Origin of the sequence: Sphingomonas sp. 2SG, assembly GCF_005503285.1 — a bacterium.
Classification (GTDB): Bacteria; Pseudomonadota; Alphaproteobacteria; order Sphingomonadales; family Sphingomonadaceae; genus Sphingomonas; species Sphingomonas taxi.
The window spans coordinates 73,024-97,156 of record NZ_SCMZ01000011.1 but is presented as its reverse complement, the minus strand read 5'-3'; the positions used below and the strand labels follow the sequence as shown (position 1 = coordinate 97,156).

Annotated in this window: 16 protein-coding genes and 1 tRNA gene; 9 read left to right on the top strand and 8 right to left on the bottom strand. The window is 67.0% G+C overall.

Going from position 1 to position 24,133, the window contains the following annotated elements; genetic code table 11:
- Positions 1–175 precede the first annotated feature (175 nt).
- Positions 176–266: transfer RNA gene (locus FFS23_RS06950), tRNA-Ser, on the top strand.
- 289 nt (positions 267–555) lie between these two features.
- Here the strand turns inward: FFS23_RS06950 and FFS23_RS06945 are convergent.
- Positions 556–3,540 (bottom strand): glycosyl hydrolase family 28-related protein, encoded by a 2,985-nt coding sequence (locus tag FFS23_RS06945; RefSeq protein ID WP_137898011.1) that lies wholly within the window; start codon positions 3,538–3,540, stop codon positions 556–558.
- Positions 3,541–3,670: 130 nt separating this feature from the next.
- The gene (locus tag FFS23_RS06940) at positions 3,671–4,843 is read right to left on the bottom strand and encodes an alpha/beta hydrolase (protein WP_212742921.1); all 1,173 of its coding nucleotides are present in this window, start codon (positions 4,841–4,843) and stop codon (positions 3,671–3,673) included.
- A 234-nt stretch (positions 4,844–5,077) separates the two neighbouring features.
- On the opposite strand from FFS23_RS06940, the gene FFS23_RS06935 reads away from it, so the two are divergent.
- Positions 5,078–8,077, top strand: coding sequence for a TonB-dependent receptor plug domain-containing protein (locus tag FFS23_RS06935; RefSeq protein ID WP_249340566.1), 3,000 nt, complete (start codon positions 5,078–5,080; stop codon positions 8,075–8,077).
- Between the two features lie 58 nt (positions 8,078–8,135).
- Complete coding sequence (locus tag FFS23_RS06930) at positions 8,136–9,125, top strand: glycoside hydrolase family 43 protein (RefSeq protein ID WP_137898010.1); 990 nt, start codon at positions 8,136–8,138, stop codon at positions 9,123–9,125.
- 4 nt (positions 9,126–9,129) lie between these two features.
- On the opposite strand, the gene FFS23_RS06925 is transcribed toward FFS23_RS06930, so the two are convergent.
- Positions 9,130–10,194 (bottom strand): LacI family DNA-binding transcriptional regulator, encoded by a 1,065-nt coding sequence (locus FFS23_RS06925; protein ID WP_212742920.1) that lies wholly within the window; start codon positions 10,192–10,194, stop codon positions 9,130–9,132.
- A 193-nt stretch (positions 10,195–10,387) separates the two neighbouring features.
- Between FFS23_RS06925 and FFS23_RS06920 the strand changes: the two genes are divergently transcribed.
- Complete coding sequence (locus FFS23_RS06920) at positions 10,388–11,629, top strand: MFS transporter (RefSeq protein ID WP_245640753.1); 1,242 nt, start codon at positions 10,388–10,390, stop codon at positions 11,627–11,629.
- Complete coding sequence (locus FFS23_RS06915) at positions 11,626–13,221, top strand: glycoside hydrolase family 43 protein (RefSeq protein WP_137898009.1); 1,596 nt, start codon at positions 11,626–11,628, stop codon at positions 13,219–13,221. The genes FFS23_RS06920 and FFS23_RS06915 overlap by 4 nt, the downstream gene beginning before the upstream one ends.
- Before the next feature lie 62 nt (positions 13,222–13,283).
- Here FFS23_RS06915 and FFS23_RS06910 read toward each other — a convergent pair whose 3' ends face one another.
- Complete coding sequence (locus tag FFS23_RS06910; protein WP_137898008.1) at positions 13,284–13,895, bottom strand: MSMEG_1061 family FMN-dependent PPOX-type flavoprotein; 612 nt, start codon at positions 13,893–13,895, stop codon at positions 13,284–13,286.
- Positions 13,896–13,985: 90 nt separating this feature from the next.
- Here FFS23_RS06910 and FFS23_RS06905 point away from each other — a divergent pair, with 90 nt between their 5' ends.
- The 4 genes from FFS23_RS06905 to FFS23_RS06890 all read left to right on the top strand — a co-directional run bounded on the left by FFS23_RS06905 (position 13,986) and on the right by FFS23_RS06890 (position 17,395).
- Positions 13,986–14,768: an AraC family transcriptional regulator gene (locus FFS23_RS06905; RefSeq protein WP_137898007.1), complete on the top strand. Its 783-nt coding sequence runs from the start codon at positions 13,986–13,988 to the stop codon at positions 14,766–14,768.
- A 136-nt stretch (positions 14,769–14,904) separates the two neighbouring features.
- Positions 14,905–15,162, top strand: a complete 258-nt coding sequence (locus tag FFS23_RS06900; RefSeq protein WP_137898006.1) for a PepSY domain-containing protein — start codon at positions 14,905–14,907, stop codon at positions 15,160–15,162.
- A 209-nt stretch (positions 15,163–15,371) separates the two neighbouring features.
- Positions 15,372–15,698, top strand: a complete 327-nt coding sequence (locus FFS23_RS06895) for a DUF485 domain-containing protein (protein ID WP_137898005.1) — start codon at positions 15,372–15,374, stop codon at positions 15,696–15,698.
- An 8-nt stretch (positions 15,699–15,706) separates the two neighbouring features.
- Complete coding sequence (locus FFS23_RS06890; protein WP_052075840.1) at positions 15,707–17,395, top strand: cation acetate symporter; 1,689 nt, start codon at positions 15,707–15,709, stop codon at positions 17,393–17,395.
- A gap of 64 nt (positions 17,396–17,459) precedes the next feature.
- Here FFS23_RS06890 and FFS23_RS06885 read toward each other — a convergent pair whose 3' ends face one another.
- The 4 genes from FFS23_RS06885 to FFS23_RS06870 all read right to left on the bottom strand — a co-directional run bounded on the left by FFS23_RS06885 (position 17,460) and on the right by FFS23_RS06870 (position 24,133).
- The gene (locus FFS23_RS06885) at positions 17,460–18,833 is read right to left on the bottom strand and encodes an ATP-binding protein (RefSeq protein WP_137898004.1); all 1,374 of its coding nucleotides are present in this window, start codon (positions 18,831–18,833) and stop codon (positions 17,460–17,462) included.
- Positions 18,830–19,531: a response regulator transcription factor gene (locus tag FFS23_RS06880; RefSeq protein WP_137898020.1), complete on the bottom strand. Its 702-nt coding sequence runs from the start codon at positions 19,529–19,531 to the stop codon at positions 18,830–18,832. The genes FFS23_RS06885 and FFS23_RS06880 overlap by 4 nt, the downstream gene beginning before the upstream one ends.
- A gap of 91 nt (positions 19,532–19,622) precedes the next feature.
- Positions 19,623–21,017 carry an efflux transporter outer membrane subunit gene (locus tag FFS23_RS06875; RefSeq protein ID WP_137898003.1) on the bottom strand — a complete coding sequence of 465 codons (1,395 nt, stop codon included), beginning with the start codon at positions 21,015–21,017 and terminating at the stop codon, positions 19,623–19,625.
- The gene (locus tag FFS23_RS06870; RefSeq protein WP_137898002.1) at positions 21,014–24,133 is read right to left on the bottom strand and encodes an efflux RND transporter permease subunit; all 3,120 of its coding nucleotides are present in this window, start codon (positions 24,131–24,133) and stop codon (positions 21,014–21,016) included. The genes FFS23_RS06875 and FFS23_RS06870 overlap by 4 nt, the downstream gene beginning before the upstream one ends.

The window sequence follows — 24,133 nt, the reverse complement described above, 5'->3', positions numbered from 1 at the left end:
GCTATTCGACCGCGAGCGGCGTCACCGCGGATGGCTGGCCGGTCGCGACCAACGGGCGGCAGGCGTGGCTGACGCATTGCTACGGCATGGCCGCGAGACTGGCCCAGGTGCGCCGATCACGCAATCACTTGCAGCCCGGATGCGGACCGGCTACGCGCGCCTTTCCAGGACATGCGGAGCGGTGGCCGAGTGGTCGAAGGCGCTCGCCTGGAAAGTGAGTATACGTCAAAAGCGTATCGAGGGTTCGAATCCCTCCCGCTCCGCCACTTCAGTACCTGACGCGGCTCGCCGGGCGCCGCAGATTTCGCTCCCTGCGCCGCCACGAGCGTCATGAGCAGGTCGCTTTTCGGCCCCATGATGCCGGCCTCGTCGTCGCTGACCTTGATGCGCTAGGCGAGCGCGCGCCGATGATCGAAAGGCTCGCCGAGCGGTTCGGAATGTCCAATCTTCTTGCGATGAGCGGCAAGTTCAGGTCCACGCCTGCGATCAGCCCCGCAGGCGTCAGCCAATCAAGATCGTTCTTCCTAGACGCATCGATCGATCAGGCCGTCGCCATCAAAGCGGCATGGCGTAGAGCGCGTGATGGGTCAGGATGAACAGCGTGCGTTTGTCCTTGCCCCCGATCAATAGCTGCAATGGCCGCTCGGGGGTGTCGATCCGGCGCTCGATCTTTCCGTCCGGGCCGTAGACGAACACCTGCCCGTTGGCGACGTAGAGGGTCCCGGCGTCATCCCGCGCGACGCTCTCGCCGCCACGGTCGGCGACCACTTTCAGATCGGTCAATTGTCCGCCGATGCCGACCAGTCCGCTGTACGTCCGGTTTTCCGATGCATTCGTCAGGACCACGCGCTCACCCTGTTTCGCGGCCACCAATCCATAAGCGTCGAGCGAGTCCGACCAGCGCCAGCCGAGAGTGTCCGCCGTGCTCTGGTTCCAGACGCGAAACGCCGGCAGCACCAGCGACCCGTCGGGCGAGACATATTCCTGCGGCTTGGCCTCGGCCATCTTGTCCACGAAGAATGCGGACAGGGGTGGGAAGGCATAGGTCTTGGGATCGAGGCGATCGGCGAACTCGCCATTGGCATAGACGTTGACCGGCAACAGCGTCGCCGCGTCGCCGTTTCTGCGCGCCGGGGTGGCGAAGATCGTGCGGATCTGCTCGGGATGCGCGGGATCGATGCTGTACACGCTGGCGTCCGTCCCCGCCGACGAGAGCACCATCAGGTCGCCGGAGCGGGCGACCGCCAGGTTCACCGGGTCGAGCGGCGTATCCGTCAGCAGCGACAATCCCTCCTCCTGCGACCAGCCATGGATACGGTGGTGAAAGCGGTCGATGAAGTAGAGCTTGCCGCTGGCATCGACCGCGCCGCCGGCAATCGAATAGAAGCCGTCCGCCAGTTTCCGGATGCCCGGCGTCACCACGACGCCGGACTCAGTGGCCGCGGCTGCCGCGGTGGCGGGGACGTCCAATCTGGCGAACTCGCGCTCGCGCACCTCCTGCCGGCGCGTGTAATCCTTGATCGCATTCTCGAACGGATATTTGCTGGCGCGCGAGAAGGTGCCGCAACCCTTTGCGTCGCAATGCGCGAAGCTGTTGTCCGCGTTGACGTGGACGTTGCGGAACCGGATATCGCCCGAATCGAACAGCCGCACCGCCGTGTCCATCGGCTTGGCCGACCGCGTCACCCGATAGCTGTGGTAATTGGCGAACAGGATGTTGCGCGAATGATGGAACTCGGTCGACACCGCATTGACCCCGTCGGTGACCTCCTGCTCGGTCTGCGGCCCCAGGAACTGCCAGTTCTCGACGTTGCGCAGCACGATTTCGTTCTTGAGGTGATGCTCCGCCGACAGCTCGTAGACATAGCCCGGCGTCTTGGTGTCGGACACCATGAAGCCGCTCGACGCGAGGCCGTTGGGGGTCCAGATCGCGGCGAAGGTGCCGCCGCCGCCATCGGTCACCCAGATGCTGGCATGTTGCGAATCCATCCGTGCGCCGGGTTCGTTGACGCCGGTCGGCTTGCCGCCCGCCAGGACCACCGGGCCGTGGATGCGGACGTCGTTGACCAGCGATGCCTCGCCGGCCTTCCAGATCAGCGCCGTCGCACGCGGGTTGATCGCCCCCGCCCACAGGCCGAGCCCCGAGACGATCGCATTGCCGCCGCGGGCGCTCTCCACCATCGCCTTAACGGCGCCGGTACCCGCATAGCCTTCCGTCCGGCTCGCCAGCGTGATCTGGGTCAGATCGGGATGCAGCGCGATGACCACGCTGTCCGGCCGCAGCTTCAGCGTATCGGTGATCCGGTAGCGGCCGATCGGCAGGTAGACGACGCGATGCGCGGTGATCGCGCGCTGGAGCGCGGCGGTATCGTCGGTGCTGTCGTCGCCCCGCGCGCCGGCGTCGCGCACGTTGGCCCATTCGCGCACCGGCGGCAGCGCGCGGATCGCCGGCGCGCGCCGCGCCGGCACCCGGGTCAGCGGGCTCATGCTGAGGTCGGTCGCATAGTCGCCGACGGCACCGAGGCCGGGTAGTTTCAGCCCGTAGGAGAAGTCCTTGACCAGCCAGCGGCTGCCCTGGCCTGCCAGCGTCCTGCCGCTGTCGCGAAACAGCGCGAACGTCGGCGTGTTGATGCCGATCGCATGGTCGAAGCCGATCTGGGTGAAGACGCTTTTCTCTTCTGAGATCAGCACGGCGGCGCGCGACACGTTCTCGAAGCGGACGTCCTTGCCCCACAGGGAATCCGAATAGCCGCGATCGATCTCGATGCCGACCGGCGTGTTGCGGATCGCGACATTGACCAGCGTCAGGCCCAGCTCATGCTCGCGGATCGCGGCGTCGCGCTGCCCCTCGAATTCGGAATCGATGAGCGTGAACGGCCAGGCGGGCGACGTCTTTTCGCTGATGATGCCGTAGCGACCGCCGAAGAAGCGCAGGTCCTCGCATTCGTTGCCGGCCTGGTAGATGCCGGCGAGGCCGGATCCGAGCTGGAAGTCGGCATGCCGCACGAAGGCATGTTGCGCCACGCGGAAGCGGATGGCGACGGCGCCGGCATTGCCCTGGCCGAGCGCGAAGTCGACGTTCGAGAGGGCGGAATAGAAGGTCGTCTGGGTCGCGTCGAACACGGCGGGGTCGAACGGGCGGGTGGTGGGCGGCGGGATCGGTGGCTTGCCCGACCGGTATTGATCGTCGCCGGTGAAGCTCACCACCGCGGCGATACCGTCCGCAAAGCCCGGCGTGTTGTCGCCGAGCACGATCACCGGGCGCGTCTTGCCGATGCCGAACATCCGCACCGCGGAACGGATCAGGATGGTGCGACCGACCCGATAGCGTCCCGACGGCAGGAAGACGATGCCGCCTTTGGCGCCGCCGGTCCTCGCCGCGGCATCGATCGCCTGCTGGATCGCCGCGGCATCGTCGGCGACGCCATCGCCGACGCCTTTCACCGTGATCGCCCGTGGCTCGTCCGGACGGGTGACGTACACCGACGAGGACGCCCCATATGCGGGACCGGCGATGCTCGCCAGGGCGACGCCCAGCATCACGAAGGCTTTCAACTCATGCTCTCCCGGGACCGATCCGTTCGCGGACTGGGTTATGCCGCGCGGCAGGGGCGCGCAATCCGTCGTAAGGTCGTAGATTCGTTGGTATTTTTGGAAGGTCGGATCGGCTTCAGTCCTTGAACAGCAGGGGTGCCATCTCGCGCAGGCTCCGTCGCCACGACAGGAATTCGTGACCGGTGCCGGGCGAGACGTAGAACACGCTGTTGATGCCGGCCTTCTTCAGCGCATCGGCATTGGCGCGCGGATCGACGCGCGGGCCGCCGGGTGGACCGGTGCGTCCCCCGTCCAGCTCGCGGCTGCCGAAGCTGACGAAGGTCAGCTTGACGCGTTCGCGGTATCCCTGCGTCTTGTCGACGTCGTCCAGCGACATGGTCCCGCCGCTCAGCAGGCCGATATAGGCGAAGGTGTCGAGGTTCTTCGGCGCGATCAGCTTGGTCTCGAAACCGCCCATCGACAGCCCGGCCATGGCACGGTGGCGCTGGTCGGCGAGGGTGCGGAAGTGCGTATCGACATAAGGGATCAGCTCGTTGACCAGCACGGTCTGGAACGGCTTGATGTCGAAGCGCGCGAGGCCGCCGGGACTGCCCGGCCGGATGTCGTTGGTCATGCCGTAGGTCATGACGATGATGAAGGGCCGCGTTCGGCCGGACGCGATCAGATTGTCCATGATCAGATTGGCGTGCCCCTGATTGGACCAGGCGGTCTCGTCCTCGCCCCAGCCATGCTGGAGGTAGAGCACCGGATAGCGCGTCGGCTTGCCGGCGTCGTAGCCGGGCGGCGTGTAGACGAACGCGCGACGCTGCGTCTGCGTGCTCGGCGACGGGAACAGGATCTGTTCGACGTGGCCGTGCGGGACGGCCTTCAGGGCGTAGAAATCGGCATCGTCGGCCGGTATCTCGATGCCGCTCTCCCAGCGCGTCGATCCGTAGAAGTTGAGCGTGCCCGGATCGTTGAACGTCCCGCCATCGACGGTCAGGTGGTAATAATGGAACCCCGGGTCGAGCGGGCCTTCCGACGTGCCCGTCCACGATCCGTCCGCCGCCTTGGCGAGCACCGTGCCGCCGCGCCCGCCGAGGCCGAGGCTGACCTTGACGCTCTTCGCTTCGGGCGCAGTGATCTTGAAGCGGACGAAGCCCTGCGAATTGACCTGGGGATAGCTTTGCCCGGGCTGGTTCAGCGTCGAGGGCCTGAAATCCTCGACCACCGCGGGCACGGCGGTTTGCGCCAGCGCTGTAGGAGCGATCATGGCCGCGGCCAGCATCGCATCAAGAGCGATCTTCACCAGACATCCTCCCTCAAAGAAGCATATCCGCATCTAATATCGCCTTGTTGTCAATGACCTATGCGTCGCCTGCCGACCCTCCGTCCGATCGTCATCGGGCCGGGCAATCATTTGTAATGTGGGAGTATTGACAGCCGCCCCAAATCCCACGACACGTGATGGTAACGTTACCAGATGCATCTGGACAGGAAGGGAGAGGCCATGTTGAACCGTGCTGGCGGATCGCGTTCGCGAATGAGAGGGATCGGCTCGGCGAGCGTCGCCGCCATCGCCATCGGGCTCGTCTGCACGCCGGCAGCGGCACAGCAGACGCCGGCCCCGGTCGACGTCCAGCGCGCCACGCCGGTCCAGACGGACCCCGGCGGTCAATCGCCGGATGCGGCGGGGGGCACGATCACCCAGGCGGACCCGCAGTCCGCGGCAGCCGCCGGCCAGGATGCGCCGGCCGAGGATATCGTGATCACCGGATCGCGCATCACCACCGGCGGCTTCACCGCGCCGACGCCCACCACGATCATCGATTCGGCCGCGATCGCCGCGAACGCACAGCCCAACGTCTTCACCACGATCGCGCAATTGCCCTCGCTGCAAGGCTCGACCGGCACGTCGGTCGGCACGTTCAGCACCTCGAGCGGGCAGCAGGGGCTCAGCTCCTTCTCGCTGCGCGGCGTCGGCGCGATCCGCACGCTGACGTTGCTCGACGGCCAACGCGTGGTCGGCGCGAACGTGACCGGCGTTCCCGACATCAGCCTGTTCCCGCAACTGCTCATCAAGCGCGTCGACGTCGTCAACGGCGGCGCGTCCGCCTCCTACGGTTCGGATGCGGTCGGCGGGGTGGTCAATTTCATCACCGACACCCGGTTCAAGGGCATCCGCGGCAACGTTCAGGGCGGCATCACCACGTATGGCGACGACGAGCAGGTGCTCGTCCAGCTCGCGGCCGGCACCAGCGCGCTGAACGATCGGCTGCACCTGATCGCCAGCACCGAATATGCGCATGAGGAGGGCGTCGGTGGCGGCGACTTCGGCATCGGCCTGGCGGGCGGGCGTGACTGGTTCCGCCAGTCGACGCTCATCAACCGCAACGTCGTCAATGACGGTTCGCCGCAATATCTGTTCCGCGACTTCGCCCAGCCGTACAATTACACCAAATACGGGCTGATCACGGCGGGGCCGTTACAGGGTATCGCCTTCGATCAGAGCGGCAATCCGTTCCAGTTCAACTATGGCTCGAACGGCGTTCCGGCGCGCGACGCGGCCGGCAACGTCAACGGCTGTTATCCCGGCTTCTGCTTGGGCGGCGATCTGTCCGGCAACGTCGACGCGGGACGGACGCTCCAGTCGAAGATCCAGCGGGTCAACAGCTACGGCCGGATCGGCTTCGACTTCGCGCCCAACGGCGAGATCTACGCCACCGCCAACATCGGTCAGGTGAAGACCAGCAACCAGCCGGTGGGCGGGCAGAATCGCCCCAATCTCACCATCCAGTGCGCCAATCCCTTCGTACCCGCGCTGGTGCAGGCCGCCTGCGCCACCGCCGGGGTCACCAATTTCCAATATGGCACCAGCAACGCGGCGCTCGGCAGCACGCAGGTGTTCACCGACCGCCGGCAATACCGGTTCGTCGCCGGCGCGAAAGGCCGCCAGCCCGTCGCCGGCTCGGAGTGGAGCTACGACATCTATTACGAACATGGCACCAATTATTCGAACATCGACGTCAACAACATCCTGCTGTCCAACCGCTTCAACCAGGCGATCAACGCGACGACGCTGAACGGCGCGATCGTCTGCGCCAATGCGGTGGCGCGCGCCAACGGCTGTCAGCCGCTCAACATCTTCGGCGGCAATCCGTCCCAGGCGGCGCTGTCGTACATCATGCCCGAGAACGGGCCGCGACAGCGGACGCGGCAGACGCAGGACGTCATCAGCCTCAACTTCTCGGGATCGCCCTTCTCGTCGTGGGCGGGGCCGGTCTCGGTCGCGTTCGGCGGCGAATTCCGGCATGAATTCTACACCGTGCGTGCCGATCCTTATGGCGCCGGCTTCGCCAACACGCCCGCCGATGCGGCCTATCCCGCCGATCCGACGCTGCTCGCGGGCGGCAACAACTGGTATGCGGGCAATTACAAGAACGGCAACGGCGCCTACAGCGTCAAGGAAGCCTTCGTCGAGGCCGATTTGCCGCTGATCAACTCCGATCTGGCCGGGCGCGCCAACGTCAACGGCGCGGTGCGCGTCACCGACTACAGCACCTCCGGAACGGTATGGGCGTGGAAGATCGGCGGCACCTGGGACCTGCCGCTGGACGGCCTGCGGGTGCGCGGCGTCACCTCGCGCGACGTGCGCGCGCCCAATCTGTCCGAATTGTTCGCCGCGCCGGTGACGACCACGCTGCCGGGCTTTTTCGATCCCTTCCGCAACGTCAACGTGCTGGCGATCCAGAACACGATCGGCAACCGCAACCTGACGCCGGAGATCGCCCGCAACACCACCTTGGGGATCGCCTTCTCGGGCTCGAAGGCGCTGCCGGGGCTCAGCCTGTCGGTCGATTACTACAAGATCAAGATCACCGACGTCATATCCAGCCTGGGCGCGGCGGACATCGTCAACCTGTGCTTCCAGAACATCGCGCCGGAAACCTGCGGCGCCTTCAACCTGAACAACAATGCGGGGCCGAACTTCATCAACGTCCAGGCCTTCAATCTCGCATCGATCGAGACCGACGGCTTCGACATCGAGGCGAGCTATCGCTGGCAGCGGCCGCTGGGACTGCCCGGCAGCCTGACGTTGCGGGCGCTGGCGACGAACATCCGCAGCTTCGTCACCGATACCGGCCTGCCCGGTACGATCCCGGTCGACAGCGCCGGCGCCAACATCGGCAACACGCCCGACTGGAAGTGGCTCGCGGTGCAGACCTATGCCACCGACGATTTCTCGCTGCTGGTGCAGGAGCGCTGGTTCAGCGACGGCGTGCTCGGCCATCAATATGTCGAGTGCACGACCGGCTGCCCGGTCTCGACCAACAACCGTCCGACGATCGACACCAATTTCATCCCCGGTGCCTTCTACATGGACGTCGGCGGGACCTACAATCTCACCTCGGCGATGACCGCCTATTTCAAGGTCGACAACGTATTCAACCGCGATCCGGCGCGCTCGCCGTATTTCGTCAATCCCGCGCTCTACGACGTGCTTGGCCGCGTCTACCGCGCCGGCGTCCGTTTCAAGTTCTGAACCGTCCCCCCTCTGTGGTCCGGGAGCAGCGCTTCCGGACCACTTTTTTGGATATTCCATGGTGCGCGCTTCCCGCCTGACCGCAATGCTGCTGCTGGCCTCCGCCGTCGCGAGCGCGGCGCCCGACGCCCGGCCCGGCGCCAATCCGATCATCCGCGACACGTTCACCGCCGATCCGGCGCCTCTGGTGGTCGGCGACCGGCTGTACCTCTACGTCGGGCATGACGAGGCGCAGCGCGACGAGATGTTCAACATGAAGGAATGGCTGGTCTATTCCACGACGGACATGCGGCATTGGACCCGCCACGGGCCGATCATGAAGGTGTCCGACTTCACATGGGCGAAGAAGGACGCCTGGGCGTCGCAGACGATCTTCAAGAACGGCAGATACTGGTTCTATGCCGCGGTCGAGCATGACGACACGCATCCCGGAAAGGCGATCGCGGTCGCGGTGTCCGATCGTCCGACGGGGCCGTTCGTCGATGCCAAGGGGTCGGCGCTCATCACCAATGGCATGACGCCGAAGGGCACGCACAGCTGGGAGGATATCGATCCCACCGTGTTGACCGACGATGACGGCACGACCTGGATCGCATGGGGCAACCGGCAATGCTACATCGCCCGGCTGAAGCCCAATATGGTGGAGATCGACGGGCCGATCGTCGAGATCACGCCCCCGCATTTCGAAGAGGGGCCGTGGCTGCACAAGCGCGGCGGGCTTTACTATCTGACCTATGCCTCGCTGGATCGCGCGACGCATCGTGACGAGCGCGTGTCCTATTCGACCGCGCCGTCGCTGAAGGGGCCGTGGACGTATCGCGGCGAACTCACCGGATCGGGCAAATACAGTTTCACGATCCATCCCGGCATCGCCCGGTTCAAAGGCGCGTGGTATCTGTTCCTGCACAATGCAGCGCTGACGATCGGCGACCTGAACGGGGCGATCGGACGGCGGGCGGTGACCGTCGAGCCGCTGCGCTACAAAGCGGACGGCACGATGATCCCCGTCGTGCAGACCGATGCCGGCGTCACCGCCCCGACGCGGTGATCGCCTACGGCATGGTCCGGACCGGATGGGGCAGGGGGTTCGACCGCGGCGTCGCCGTGGACTCGCGCTCGATCAACTGGTGGTCGAGGACGGTCGCGCGCGCATCGTCGTCCGCCACCGGGCCGGCACGAATGTCCTGGATCAGCAATTGCAGCGCCGCCGCAGCGAGCGCGCGCACCGGTTGGCGGATAGTGGTGAGCGGCGGCCAGAGCGTGGTGGCGGCGGTGCTGTCGTCGAAACCGGTCACGGTGAGATCGGCGGGAACGTCGAGATGACGGCGATGCGCCACCGAGACGACGGCCGCGGCCATATCGTCGTTGCTCGCGAATATCGCCGTGGGTGGATGCGCGCCAGCGAGCAGCGCCTCGCCGGCGACGAGTCCCGAGGCATAGCTGTAGTCGCCCTGGACGATCTGGACGTCGAGGTCGCCTTCCTCGTCGACGGCCGCCCTGAAGCCGGCGAGCCGTTCCGCGCTGGCGGACTGATCGGGATTGCCGAGGATGAAGCCGAGGCGCCGGTGTCCCAGCGCGATCAGGTGCCGCGTCATGTCATAGGCGGCACGGCGATTGTCGATGCCGACGCAGATCGCGCCGCGCGCGGCCCCGCCCACCACCGCGACCGGCAGCTTCGCGGCGCGCAGGATCTGACCGACCACCTCGGATTCGCCGAGGGGCGGCGCGAGGATCATGCCCGCGACCCGCGAATCGATCAGCCCCTGGATCGCCTCGCGGCTCGGCGGCTTGCCATTCTCTCCCTTCAGCAGGATCAATTGGGCGGCGCGGGCCGACGCCTCCTCGAAGACGCCGGCGAGCAGGTCGCTCATGAACGCCGCGCTGGGATTGGAGTAGATCACGCCGATCCGGATCTCGCGCGACGTCACCAGGCTGCGGGCGGTCAGATTGGGCGTATAGTTCAACGCGCTGATGATCTCGCCGACGCGGGCACGCACCTCGTCGCGCACCCCCGGATCGCCGTTGATGACGCGCGACACCGTCATCGGCGACACGCCGGCATGTTTCGCGACGTCGATGATCGTGACGCCACGCGAGCGGCCTCTGGAACGGGTCAACTGTCTAGCGTCCTATCATCGGGCGCGTGGACGCCCCGGCTGTTCGGCATCGACGTGCATCGTGCCGGGCGTGCAGGTCAATGGGGTCGTGCCGTCCTGCGCCGCTTCGGTACGCAAGCCGCGATCGGAACGCTTGCCATCCCATACAGCCAACACCTAACCCTGCATGGTAACGTTATCGAGGAGCGGCGACGTGAGGCGTTTCCCATATATACGCTGGACGATCATCGCGCTGTTCGTGGTTGCGATGATCATCAATTATCTGACGCGCAGCATCCTCGGGGTCGCCGCGCCCGCGATCATGGCGGAGCAGCACATCTCCTCCGCGCAATATTCCTGGATCACCGGCGCCTTCCAGTTCGGCATCATGTTCCAGCCGCTCGCCGGATACCTGCTCGATGTGATCGGGCTGAAGGTCGGCTTCACGCTGTTCGTCGCGATCTGGTCGTGCATCACGCTCGGCCATGGCTTCGCCAACGGCTGGATGGGCTTCGCCGGCCTGCGCGGTGCGCTCGGCCTGGTCGAGGGATCGGCGCAACCGGCGGGGATGAAGCTGGTGGCGGAGTGGTTCCCGGCGCGCGAACGCGGGGTCGCCGGCGGGATCTACCAGATCGGTGCCTCCTTCGGTGCCGTATTCGCGCCGCCGCTCGTCGCCTGGGCGGTGTTCAACCATAGCTGGCGTGCCGCCTTCTTCGTCGCGGGGGGGCTCGGGCTCGCATGGGTCGTCGCATGGCTGGCCTGGTATGCCCCGCCGCAGCGTCACCGGCGGCTGTCCGATGGCGAGCGGACGCTGATCGTGGCGGGGCAGGAGGCCGCGCTGGTGAAGCATCGCCGCCGCCCGCCGCTCGGCGAATTGCTGCGCAAGCGCAATCTCTGGACGATCGCGGCGGCGCGATTCCTCGCCGATCCGGTCTGGGGCATGCTGTCGCTCTGGATGCCGCTCTATCTGGTGCAGGCCCGGCATTTCGATCTCGGCCAGATCGCATTGTTCGCGTGGCTGCCGTTCCTCGCCGCCGATCTCGGCTGCCTGTTCGGCCCGGCGGTGGTCGCCTTCCTCCAGCGCCGCGGCGTCGGCCTGATCGACGCCCGGCGCGGCGCCTTCACGCTCGGCGCGGTGCTGATGACCGGCATGATGTTCGTCGGCACGGTGACCAGCCCGGCGGCGGCGATCGCGCTGCTGTGCCTCGGCGGCTTCGCGCATCAGACGCTGTCGGTCACGGTGATCACCTTATGCTCCGACCTCTTCCCGCACGATCAGGTGGCAACCGCCACCGGCGTCTCGGGCACCGCCGCCAATCTGGGCGTGCTGATCTTCACGCTTTCGCTCGGCTCGATGGTCGACCAGATCGGCTATCAGCCCTTCTTCATCGTGCTCGGCCTGCTTGATCTGGTGGGCGCGGCGCTGCTCTGGACCCTGATACGGAAAGCCGTATGACCCCTTCCAATCCCATCCTGCCCGGCTTCAACCCGGACCCGTCGATCGTGCGGGTCGGGGACGACTTCTACGTCGCCACGTCGACCTTCGAATGGTTTCCCGGCGTCCGCATCCATCACAGCCGCGACCTGGCGACCTGGCGGCTGGTCGGGCGGCCGCTGACGCGGCCATCCCAGCTCGACATGCGGGGCAATCCGGATTCCTGTGGAGTCTGGGCGCCCGATCTCAGCTACAAGGATGGTCGTTTCCATCTGCTGTTCACCGACGTGAAACGCTACGGCCGGACCACGGTGGACGGCGCAAGAGGCGCGTCGCTGCGCGATTTCCACAATTACTGGGTGTGGAGCGACCGGATCGACGGCGACTGGTCCGACCCGGTCCACCTCAACAGCAGCGGGTTCGACCCCGCCTTGTTCCATGACGACGACGGGCGAAGCTGGCTGCTCAACATGCTGTGGGACCATCGGCCCAACCGGCGCAGGTTCGCCGGCATCGTCGTGCAGGAGATCGATCTGTCCACCGGCCGGTTGCTCGGCGACCGCCGGCGCATCTTCGAAGGCACGGCGCTGGGCTTCACCGAAGGCCCCCATCTCTACAAGCGCGATGGCTGGTATCATCTGCTCGTCGCCGAGGGCGGGACCGAACGCGGACATGCCGTCGTCATGGCGCGGTCGCGGTCGCTGACCGGGCCCTACGAACCGCATCCCGACGGCCCGATCCTCACCGCGCGGAACCGGCCCGATGCGCCGCTGCAACGGACCGGCCACGGCGATCTCGTCGAGGGGCCGGACGGCGCGACCTGGATGGTCTATCTCTGCGGCCGGCCGCTTCCCGCCAGCGACCGCTGCGTGCTCGGCCGCGAAACGGCGATCCAGCGGATGGCGTGGGGCGAGGACGGCTGGCTGCGCCGGGCCGACCCCTGTGCGGATCACGGTGTGGGCGACGGCCGCGCCGAGCCGGTCCGCGCGCTGGACCGGTTCGACCGGCCGACGCTGCCGCCCGCCTTCCAGTGGCTTCGTACGCCGCACCCCGAACGCCTGTTCAGCCTGACCGATCGCCCGGGGCATCTCAGGCTCTTCGGTCGCGAGACGATCGGCAGCCATTTCGAACAGGCGTTGGTCGCGCGCCGGCAGACGGCGTTCCGCTATGACGCCCGGACGCTGCTCGACTTCGATCCGGCGCATTTCCAGCAGGCGGCCGGTCTGGTCTGCTATTACAACAGCACCAAATATTTCTTCCTCCACGTCACCGCCGGTGACGCCGGCGAGCGCCAGATCCAGGTGCTTTCGGTGACGCCGGAAGGCGAGGGGCAGAGCCTGCTCGGCGATCCGATCCTGCTCGATGCGGGGCCGGTCGAGCTGCGCGCGCAGGTGGATCACGAGCGCCTGCGTTTCGCCTTCCGGACGGGGCAGGACGCCGACTGGCGATGGATGCCTGCGTCGTTCGACGCCAGCCTGCTGTCGGATGAGGCGACGCTGCCCGGACTTCCCAACTTCACGGGCGCCTTCGTCGGCATGGCCTGCCAGGACATGGCCGGCACCGGCCGCCATGCCGATTTCGCCCGTTTCGACTATGTGGAGGAGATCGGCTAGCGGTCAGGTCCGGCGCCTCGAGGGGCTGGACTGCTCCAAGGCGGAATGCGCCGGGATCGACCTCAGTAAAGATCGTTCCTCACGCTGTTCCGATAGTGAGTATCGACCGCCTCGGCATCGGCGGGCGACCCGCCGGCCATCGCGACCTTCATCTGACCGACCGAGGGCAGACTTTTGCGGTCGAGACGTGCCTCCGGCTGCCACAGCCGCGCCCGGTTTATCGCCTTGCCGCAGTGGAAGAGAACTTGATCGATCGCCAGCACGATCGCCGTCTTCGGAGCCTTCTGGCCCTCCTTCAACGATTCCAGCAGATCGACATCGCTGGAGATGCGAGCCTGACCGTTGATGCGGAGGAACACCTCCAATCCCGGAAACAGGAACAACATGGCGAGCCTGGAATCCTCGACCAGATTGCGCATCGTCTCGATGCGATTGTTGCCGGGCCAATCGGCAAAGGCGACGTGATGCGGATCCAGCACCTTCACGAATCCCGCTGGCCCCCCGCGCGGAGAAGCATCGAGGCCGAGTGCGCAGCCACTCGCGAGGCAGAAGAAGGTCGCGGCGGCGACATATGCCTCGTGGAACGGCAACAGATACGGTAGCACGGCGCGCTGGATGGCCTCGGCAGGCTGTGCGTAGAGACGATCGAGATCGTCGCCGGTGACATTCGACATAACGCCTGACTCCCTGATGCACTTGCCCTTGTAGCGGTTCCGCCTTGGCGGCACTAAGCCACTCATGCCATTCGGTAGCAGTTTCACGCCATGATTGACCGTCGCCCACCCGATCAGATCGGCAACGATGCGGAGGGGCCGTCGGTCGTCGCCTTTACCGTGGAACTGCGGACAGAGTTCGCGACGCCGCCCCACAGACATGCCCGCGGGCAGATGATCGGCTGCAGCAGGGGAGTCGTGACGATCGCCACCGCTGCCGGCTCATGGGTCGTTCCGGCCGGTCATGCGATCTGGCTGCCGCCCTATCAGGTGCACGGCGGTCAGAGCTTCGGACCCGGTGCCGGCTGGAGTCTCTATTTGGCGCAAAGCACCTGTCAGGCGCTCCCGTCCGCGCCGCGTACCGTCGCCATACCGCCGCTGCTGCGCGAGGCGATCCTGCGTGCGGCGTCATGGCCGGACGAAGCCATGGACGAGCCGCGCCAACGGATCGCCGACCTCATCGTTCACGAGATCGGCATGCTCCCCGCCGAGGCGCTCGGGTTGCCGGTTCCGCGCGACCCCCGGCTCCGGCGGATCGCCCGCGCGCTCCTGGAGCAACCGGCCGATGGCCGTTCGATCGATCAGTGGGCGGCTTGGGCGGGCACCACGGCACGAACGCTCAGTCGTCGCTTTCCTCAAGAAACCGGGCTGAGCTTCGTCGATTGGCGGCAGCGGGCGCGGCTGATGCGAGCGCTCGAGATGCTCGCGGAAGGAACGCCCGTCACGACGATCGCGATCGACCTCGGATACAATAGCATCAGCGGTTTCATCGCGCTTTTCCGTCGCACCTTCGGCGTCACGCCAGCAGCCCATCCGATCAGGCTGGCGCGTTAATCTAACTCGGCCGAGGACCGTTCACGCTGCCGGCAGGCCCGACCGCTGCCGCGTCATACATAGGTTGCCGTCGAAGCATCGGTAAACGGAACGCGCAGCCCAGCCGCGCGCTTAGCTCGCAGCAAAGGAGTTGATCATGATCAAGACGTTACTCATGGCTGTCGTTGCGGCCGCAAGCCTTGGTTCACCCGCTTTCGCCGACACGCCCGGCAAAGGCTGGATCAGCGACGCGAAGGTCAAGACCATCCTCGCGAAGCGCGGCTATCAGGTCACCAAGTTGGAAGCCGACGACGGCCATTGGGAAGGCGAAGCGCGCAAGGCCAATGTGCGTTATGAATTCCACGTCGATCCGCGCTCGGGTGCGATCACGAAGATGGAGCGAGATCACAACTGATCGGTGATTGCGCAAGTCTGGGCACGGCGGCAGCGATCGGCGCTACGCGCCGCTGTCCTTTCTTCGGCGTCTGCTTTCGGGAATTGCCGGAACGCGCCTGACCGTCCGTAAGTGGGTAAGCTCGCGGTTTGTTATGCATCGCCCGCAACGCCCGGAATGATTTAGCTGTGGCACATTGCCAAGCGCCGCCTCCGCGCCGATGATGCGCCATGCAGACCCCGATCGATCCCGATCCTCCCCTCGAGGAGGGTATCGCTGCCGACCCGCGATACCAGGCGCTGGTGCGCGACCGGCAGCGCTTTTCATGGACGCTGACCGCGATCACCGTGCTGGTCTATAGCAGCTTCATCTCGCTCATCGCGTTCGACAAGCCGCTGATGGCACGCCCGATCGGCGGCGGCACGGTAAGCCTGGCGGTGGTGCTCGGCGCGGCGATGCTGGTCGGAACGGTGGCGATCTGCGCGGTCTATGTGCGGCGCGCCAATGGCGAATATGATACGCGGCTGGGCGAACTGCTGGCGAGCGCCCGCCGGTGACCCGCGTCCTGCAATACGCCGCGCTTCTGACGCTGCTCGGCTGGACGAGTGGCGCGAACGCCGCAATCGCGGGCGCGGTCCAGCGTCAGCCTACCAACTGGACCGCGATCCTGATGTTCGGCGCCTTTGTCGGGATCACGCTGTGGATAACCGGTGCGGCGGCACGGCGGACGCGTACCGTTTCGGATTTCTACACCGGTGGTGGCATCACGGGCTTCCAGAACGGGCTGGCGATGGCGGGCGACTATTGCTCGGCGGCATCCTTCCTCGGCATTACCTCGCAGATCTTCAACGACGGCTACGACGGGCTGATCTACGCAATCGGATTCCTCGTCGGCTGGCCGATCGTGCTGTTCCTGATCGCGGAAAAGCTGCGCAACCTCGGCCGCTTCACCTTCGCCGACGTCGCCTCATACCGGTTCCTGCAGGGGCCGGTGCGCAGCTTCTCGGCGATCAGCACATTGCTCGTCGTGTCATTCTACCTGATCGCGCAGATGGTCGGCGCGGGGCAGCTGGTCCAGTTGCTGTTCGGGCTTCCCTATCTCTATGCGATCGTCGTCGTCGGTGGGCTGATGATGGTCTATGTCCTGTTCGGCGGGATGCGCGCGACATCGTGGGTGCAGATCATCAAGGCGGTGATGCTGCTGTGCGGCGCGACATTCCTGGTCCTCGGCGTGATGGCGCATGTCGGCTTCTCGTTCGAGGCCCTGTTCGCCAGGGCCGTCGCGGTGAAGACGAAGCTTGCGCTCGATTCTGGCCTTGCACCGGGCGATGCGGCGGCGAAGGGCCGGGCGATTATGGGGCCGGGCGGCTTCATCAAGGATCCGATCTCGGCCTTGTCGTTCGGCTTCGCGCTGATGCTCGGCACCGCGGGGCTGCCGCACATCCTGATGCGCTTCTTCACCGTTCCCGACGCCCGCGAAGCGCGCAAATCGATCATGTGGGCGACGGTGTGGATCGGCTATTTCTATGCACTGACCTTCGTTCTCGGCTTCGGCGCGATCGTGATGATCTCGTTCAATCCCGACTATGTTGATGCGGCCGGCGCGCTGCGGGGCGGCAACAACATGGCGGTGATGCACTTGGCGCATGCGATCGGCGGCAACCTGTTCCTCGGCTTCATCTCGGCGGTCGCGTTCGCGACGATCCTCGCGGTGGTCGCAGGGCTAACGCTGTCCGCGGCCTCGGCGATCAGCCACGACGTATATGCCAGCGTCATTCGTAAGGGGGATGCCGATCCCGGGAAGGAACTGCGCGTGTCGCGCATCACCACGATCCTGCTTGGCATTGCGGCGATCATTTTGGGCATCGTGTTCGAGAAACAGAACGTCGCCTTTATGGTCAGCCTCGCTTTTGCTCTCGCCGCGTCGGGCAACTTCCCTGTGCTGGTGATGTCGCTGCTCTGGAAGGGCTGCACCACCAAGGGGGCGGCGTGGGGCGGGGCGATCGGGTTGCTGGCGGCATTTGGGCTGACGCTCGTCTCGCCGGTGATATGGGTGGCGGTTTTCGGTTTCGAACGTGCGATATTTCCGTACAGTTCGCCTGCGTTGTTTTCGGTCCCCGCCGGGTTTTTGGCGATCTGGCTCATCTCGACGCTCGACCGATCTCCACGTGCCGCGATCGACAGGGCGGGCTATCCGAACCAGCGATTGCGGTCCGAAACCGGCATCGGGGTTCATGAGTCCGTGAGCCACTGACCTCTGCCAGGTCTGGGTCGTTGCGGACATTCGTGTGAGCGGCCTGCAAGCGCAGACGTCCACATCAGTGGTTTTTCATACCGAGCCGAAGCGTGGCCTCCAGCCCGCCGGCGGGACGGTTGGCAAGGGACAGGTCCGCCCCGATCGCCGCCGCCTGCGCCAGCGCGATCGTCAATCCTATGCCGGTGCCGTCGCCGCTCGATCGCGACCGGTCGGCGCGTACGAAGGGATCGAATGCGCGGGCCAATAGCGCCTCGTCCATGCCCGGGCCGGAATCCTGCACCGTGACGATCACCGACGTGCCGGCGCGGTGCGCGGCGATGTCGGCGCCGCCGCCATATTTGATCGCATTGTCGATCAGGTTCGACAGGCAGCGCGCCAAGGCATCGGGTCGCACCCGCACCAGCGCGCCGCAGCCTTGGGTGAAGCGTACCGCATGGCCGAATTCGGCGGCATCGTCGGCAAGGCTGGATAGGAGCGAGTCGAGATCGACCGTCGACCAATCCTCGGCGCTCTCGCCGCTGCGGGCGAGGTCGAGGCCGCGTTTCACCATCGCCAGCGTCGCCGATAGGTCGGCGACCAGCCGTTCGCGCAACGCCTCATCCTCGACCTGTTCGAGCCGCAGCCGCAGCCGCGTCAGCGGCGTCTGGAGGTCGTGGCTGATCGCCGCGAGCATCCGCGTCCGCTCGCGAAGACCGGCGCGGACGCGCGCCTGCATCAGGTTGAAGGTCGCCAATGCGGCGCGCACGTCGCCGGGGCCGGTTTCGACCACCGGCTCGGCGTCGATCGATCGGGCAAAGGCGTCCGCCGCCGCGGAAAGGCGCCGGAGCGGCGCGGTCGCCAGCCTCGCCACGATCAACGACAGCGCGATCGCCGCGACGACGACGAGCAGCAGGAACAAGCGGTCGGTCGTCCAGCCCGGCGGGGCGGGCAGCCGCGGCAGGTCGATCGCCACCGCGACGGGGTGCCCGCCCACGTTTAGCGTCAGCAGCCAGCAATCGGGCAGCATCAGCGGTTTCAGTCCTGCCGCGCGCGCACGGGAGCGGAATGGGTCGTGAAGCTGGCAGACACCGGTGGGCGCGTGCGCGAGCACGGCCTGTATCGCCGGCGCGGTGCGCCTTGCGAGCGTCGCGGTGAGGTCGTCGTCGCGCGGCGGGATCGGCCTGATCCCTTCGCCCGCGAGATGCGCGCCCAACAGCCGGCCGTCGCGCAGGCTGACGAGCGCACCGGCGGGGTCGCGGTGCAGACGATCGATGACGTCGAGCGCGCTCGCGATGACGCGCTCGTCGCGCACCCGCCGGAACTCGGCCCGCCGCCCCTGTTCGGCGAGGAACAGCGCGGCGAGCGACGCGATCGAGATGCCGACGACGAGGATCAGCGCGATCCGGCCCGCCAGCGATCCGAGAAAGCGCATCGGCCGGGCGGCGACGCGCCTCATGCGAACGTGGTCGTCGCCGCGAGCATATAGCCCTGGCCGCGTACGGTAAGGATCAGATCGTCGCCATCGGGCTTGAGCTTCTGGCGCAACCGGCTGATCTGATTGTCGATCGTCCGGTCGAACGCGGCGGTGGCGGCGCGCGTCGGCACCAGCGCCTCGCGCGACAGCGGCCGCCCGGCGGCGTGGACGAGGCGCGACAGCATGTCGAATTCGGCGGTCGACAGCATCACGACATTGTCGCCGGGGGCGAGCAGGCGACGTTTCACCAGATCGAGCCGCCAGCGGCCGAAGGCGGCGATGCGCGCCGGCGTGCCCGTGCCGCGGCGCAGCAGGTTGCGGATCCGTGCGGTCAGTTCGCGCGGCTCGAACGGCTTGGTCAGATAGTCGTCGGCGCCCAGTTCGAGCCCGAGCACGCGGTCGATCGCGCTGTCGCGCGCGGTGACCATGATGATCGCGCCGCCATAGCCCTCGGCGCGCAGTTCGCGGCACAGCATCAGCCCGTCGCCGTCCGGCAGGCCGAGGTCGAGCACGATAAGGTCGATCGCCGCCGCCGCCAGCGCCGCGCGGATGCCGGCGACGTCGCCCGCCGCGCTCAGCCGATAGCCCTCGCGCGCGAGCTGCGCGGCGACCAGGTCGCGGATGTCGGGATCGTCGTCGGCGATCAGCAGATGCGGACGGTCCGCCGCGGCACCGGGCATCATATCGTCGTCCCTCCGCTGCGGCGGCGGCAGCCGGCCGCCAGGCAGCGGGCATAGCCGGGCGGGCGGCGGCTGCCCAGCCATCGCCCGGTCACAGCGTGTCGTCCGATCCGATCGCCTGATACAGCGTCACCCGGTTGGCGAGGTCGGTGAGCGCCGCCGAGATCGCGGTCTGCTGCGCGCTGTACAGCGTCCGCTGCGCGACCAGCGCGGTGAGGAAACTGTCGCTGCCCTCGCGATAGCGCGCCTCGCCGATCGCATAGCTCGCCTGCGCGGCGGCGACGAGATCGGCCTGCGCCTGGCGCTGCCGCGCAATCGTGCCGCGGCGGGCGAGGCCGTCGGCGACCTCGCGATAGGCGGTCTGCGCCGCCTTGCGATAGGTGGCGAGATAATAGTCCACCTGCGCGCGCGCATAATCGAGATTGCCGCGATTGGTGCCGCCGAGGATCGGCACGCTGACCGACGGCGTCGTCGTCCAGGTCGAGCCGGAGAACAGCCCGGTCAGCGCGCTGCTGGCGAGGCCGAGCACGCTGGTCAGCGAGATCTGCGGGAAGAAGGCGGCACGCGCCGCGCCGACATTGGCGTTCGCGCCGCGCAATTGATGCTCGGCCTCGACCACGTCGGGCCGGTCGAGCAGCACCGCCGACGACAGGCCGGCGGGTACGGTGGCGATGCCGGCGTCGAGCGCGGTCATGCTGGCGGGCAGCAACGCATCCTCGACGTGCGCGCCGACGAGCAGGTCGAGCGCATTGCGATCCTGCGCGACCTGCGTCGTGCGATCCGCGACGTCCGCCTGCGCCTGCGCCAGCAGCGTGCGCGCATCGGCGAGGTCCGAGCCGCTGACCAGCCCGGCGTCGTGGAGTTCGGCGTTGAGGCCGACGGTCCGCGCGCTGCTGCGCACCTGCTCCTGCGACACCTTGAGCAGGTCCCGGTCCGCGGCGAGCGTGACATAGGCGGTCGCGGTCTCGGCGACGACGGCGAAGCGCGTCGAGCGGGCGCCGCTCTGCGTCGACAGATAGGTCTCGAACGCCGCGCGCGACAGGTTCTTCTGCCGACCGAACAGGTCGAGTTCGAAATTGCTGACCCCGGCGCTCGCCGAGAACAGGTCGCTCGACCCCGCGGTCGCGGTGCCGCCGCCGGTGACCGCGCGCGCGATCGACGCCCCCGCATCGGCGGAGACGGTCGGCAGGCGATAGGACCGCTGCACGCGATATTGCGCGCGGGCCGAGGCGACGTTGGCGACCGCCGCGGCGAGATCCTGGTTCGCCGCCAGCGCACGTTCGATGACGACGCGCAATGTCGCGTCGGTGACCAGCGACCGCCACGGCATCCCCGCCTTGCCCGCCGCGGCGGGGGCATAGGCGGCGCCCGCGGGCCATGACTGCGGCACCGCATCCGCCGCGGTGCGGACCTCGTGCGGCGCCAGATCGCAGGCGGCGAGCGCGCTCGCCCCCAGCAGCAGCATCGCGATGCGCAAACGGATCATGCCGCACGCTCCCTGCGTTCGTGGAACAGCCGCGCGACGACGACGAAGAACATCGGCACGTAGAAGATCGCCAGCGCGGTGGCGGTCAGCATGCCGCCGACCACCGCGGTGCCGATCGCGATCCGGCTGTTGGCGCCCGCGCCGGTGGCGACCGCCAGCGGAAAGACGCCGAAGATGAAGGCGAGGCTGGTCATCAGGATCGGCCGCAGCCGCGTCCGCGCCGCCTCCAGCGCGGCGTCGATCACGTCCTTGCCCGCGCGTCGCGCCTCCTCGGCGAATTCGACGATCAGGATCGCATTCTTGGCGGCGAGGCCGATCGTGGTGATGAGCCCGACCTGAAAATAGATGTCGTTGTCGAGCCCGCGCAGCGTCACCGCGAGCACCGCACCGATCACGCCGAGCGGCAGCACCAGCAGCACCGCGATCGGCACCGACCAGCTTTCGTACAGCGCCGCGAGGCACAGGAAGACGATCAGGACCGACAGGCCGTAGAGCATCGGCGCCTGCCCGCTCGCCTCATTCTCCTGAAACGACAGGCCGGCCCAGGCATAGCCGGTGCCCGGCGCGAGCTGTTGTTGCAGCTTGACCATCTCGGCCATCGCCGCGCCCGAGCTGCCGCCCTCGGCGGGTTCGCCCTGGATTTCGTAGGAGGAGCGGCCGTTGAACCGCGACACGCTGTTCGGACCTTTCTCCCACGACAAGGTTGCGATCGACGAGAAGGGGACCATCGTGCCACTCGCGGTGCGCGCGAACCAGCCGCTGAGGTCGTCGGGCAGCATGCGATAGGGCGCGTCCGCCTGCATATAGACGCGCTTCACCCGGCCGCGATCGACGAAGTCGTTGACGTAGACGCCGCCCCAGGCGTTCGACAGCGTATTGGTGACGTCGGCCTCGGTCAGGCCGAGCACGGCGAGCTTGGCGTCGTCGAGCGTCACGCGCAGTTGCGGCGTATCGGGCAATGTCGAGGCACGGACCTGCGCCAGTTTCGGATTCTTGTTGGCGGCGGCGATCAGTTTGTCGCGCAGCGCGACGAAGGCATCGCGGCTGAGGCCGCCGGTATTGGTCAGCTCGAAGGTGAAGCCGTTCGACTGGCCGAGGCCGGAGATCGCTGGCGGCGTCAGCGGGATGACGGTCGCGTCGCGGATCGTCCCGAAATTCCGGATTGCGCGCGCGTTGATCGCCGAGGCGCTCTGGCTGGCGTCCTTGCGCTCGTCGAAGGGCGTGAGGCTGGCGAAGGCCATGCCGGCATTCTGCCCCGAGCCGCTGAAGCCGAAGCCGGTGATGCTGAACACGTTTTCGATCGTCGCCTTCTCGTGCGTCGAATAATAGCTCTGGACGCGGTCGCGCACCGCCTCGGTCCGCTCGTCGGTGGCGCCGGCGGGCAGCGTGTACATCACCATCACCTGCCCCTGATCCTCGACCGGCAGGAAGCTGGTCGGCAGCCGGACGAACAGAACCGCGAGCACGACGGTGATCGCCGCGACCACCGCCAGATGCAGCCAGCGCCGGCCGATGACGCCGCGCGTCGCCGCGACGTAGCGATTGGTGGTCCGGTCGAACCAGCGGTTGAACCGGCCGAACAGGCCGGGCCGCGCCAGCGGATCGCCATGCGTCGGCTTGAGCAGCGTCGCGGTCAGCGCCGGGCTGAGCACCAGCGCGACCAGCACCGACAGCAGCATCGACGACACGATGGTGATCGAGAACTGGCGGTAGATCACCCCGGTCGAGCCGCCGAAGAACGCCATCGGCAGGAACACCGCCGACAGCACCAGCGCGATGCCGACCAGCGCCGAGCCGATTTCGCCCATCGAGCGGATCGTCGCCGCTTTGGGATCGAGCGCCTCCTCGGTCATCACCCGCTCGACATTCTCGACCACGACGATCGCGTCGTCGACCAGCAGGCCGATCGCCAGCACCATCGCGAACAGCGTCAGCGTGTTGATCGAATAGCCGCAGACCGCGAGCACGCCGAACGTGCCGAGCAGCACCACCGGCACCGCGATCGCCGGGATCAGCGTCGCGCGCCAGTTCTGCAGGAAGACGAACATGACGATGATGACGAGGACGATCGCGATGGCCAGCGTCTCGACCACTTCCTCGACCGACAGTTTGACGAAGGTGGTGGTGTCGCGCGGATAGGCGATCGCATAGCCCGCCGGCAGGTTGGTCGCGAGCTCGGCCATTCGCGCCTTGACCGCGGTCGCGGTCTCCAGCGCGTCGGCGCCGGTCGCGAGCTGGATCGCCATGCCCGCGGCGGGATGGCCGTTGAGCTCGGCGGAGGTGGTGTAGCTGTCCTGCCCCAGTTCGACGCGTGCGACGTCGGACAGGCGGACGATTGCGCCCTCCGTGGTGGTCTTGAGCACGATCGCGCCGAATTGCGCGGGCGTGCTCAGCCGCGACTTGGCGCGGACGGTGGCGTTGAGCATCTGCCCCTTCACCGCGGGCAGCGCGCCGACCTGGCCGGCGGCGACGTCGACGTTCTGCGCCTCAATCGCGCTCTGCACGTCGGAGGGCATCAATTGCACCGCGGCGAGCTTGGTCGGATCGAGCCAGATGCGCATCGCATATTGCGCGCCGAACACCTGGCTCTGCCCGACGCCGTCGACGCGGGCGAGATCGTCCTGGAAATTGCTGACCAGATAATCGGCGATGTCGCTCGCCGACGCCTTGTCGCTCTTGTCGTAGAGCGCGACGATCATCAGGAAGTCGCTGTTCGACTTGGTCACGGTCACGCCCTGCGACGTCACCGCCGAGGGCAGCCGCGCGCTCGCCTGCTGCACCTTGTTCTGCACCTGCACCTGCGCGGTATCGGGGTCGGTACCCTTGGCGAAGGTGACGGTGATCGACGCCGAGCCCGCGGAATTGGAGCTGGACTGGAAATATTGCAGCCCGTCGATGCCGGTGAGCTGCTGCTCGATCACCTGCGTCACGCTGGTTTCCAGCGTCTCGGCGGAGGCGCCGGGATAAGTGGCGCTGATCGCGATCGTCGGCGGCGCGACGTCGGGATATTGCGCGATCGGCAGCGACCGCAGCCCGGCGACGCCGCCGAGCATGATGCAGATCGCGATCACCCAGGCGAAAATGGGGCGTTCGACGAAGAAGCGGCTGATCCCCAT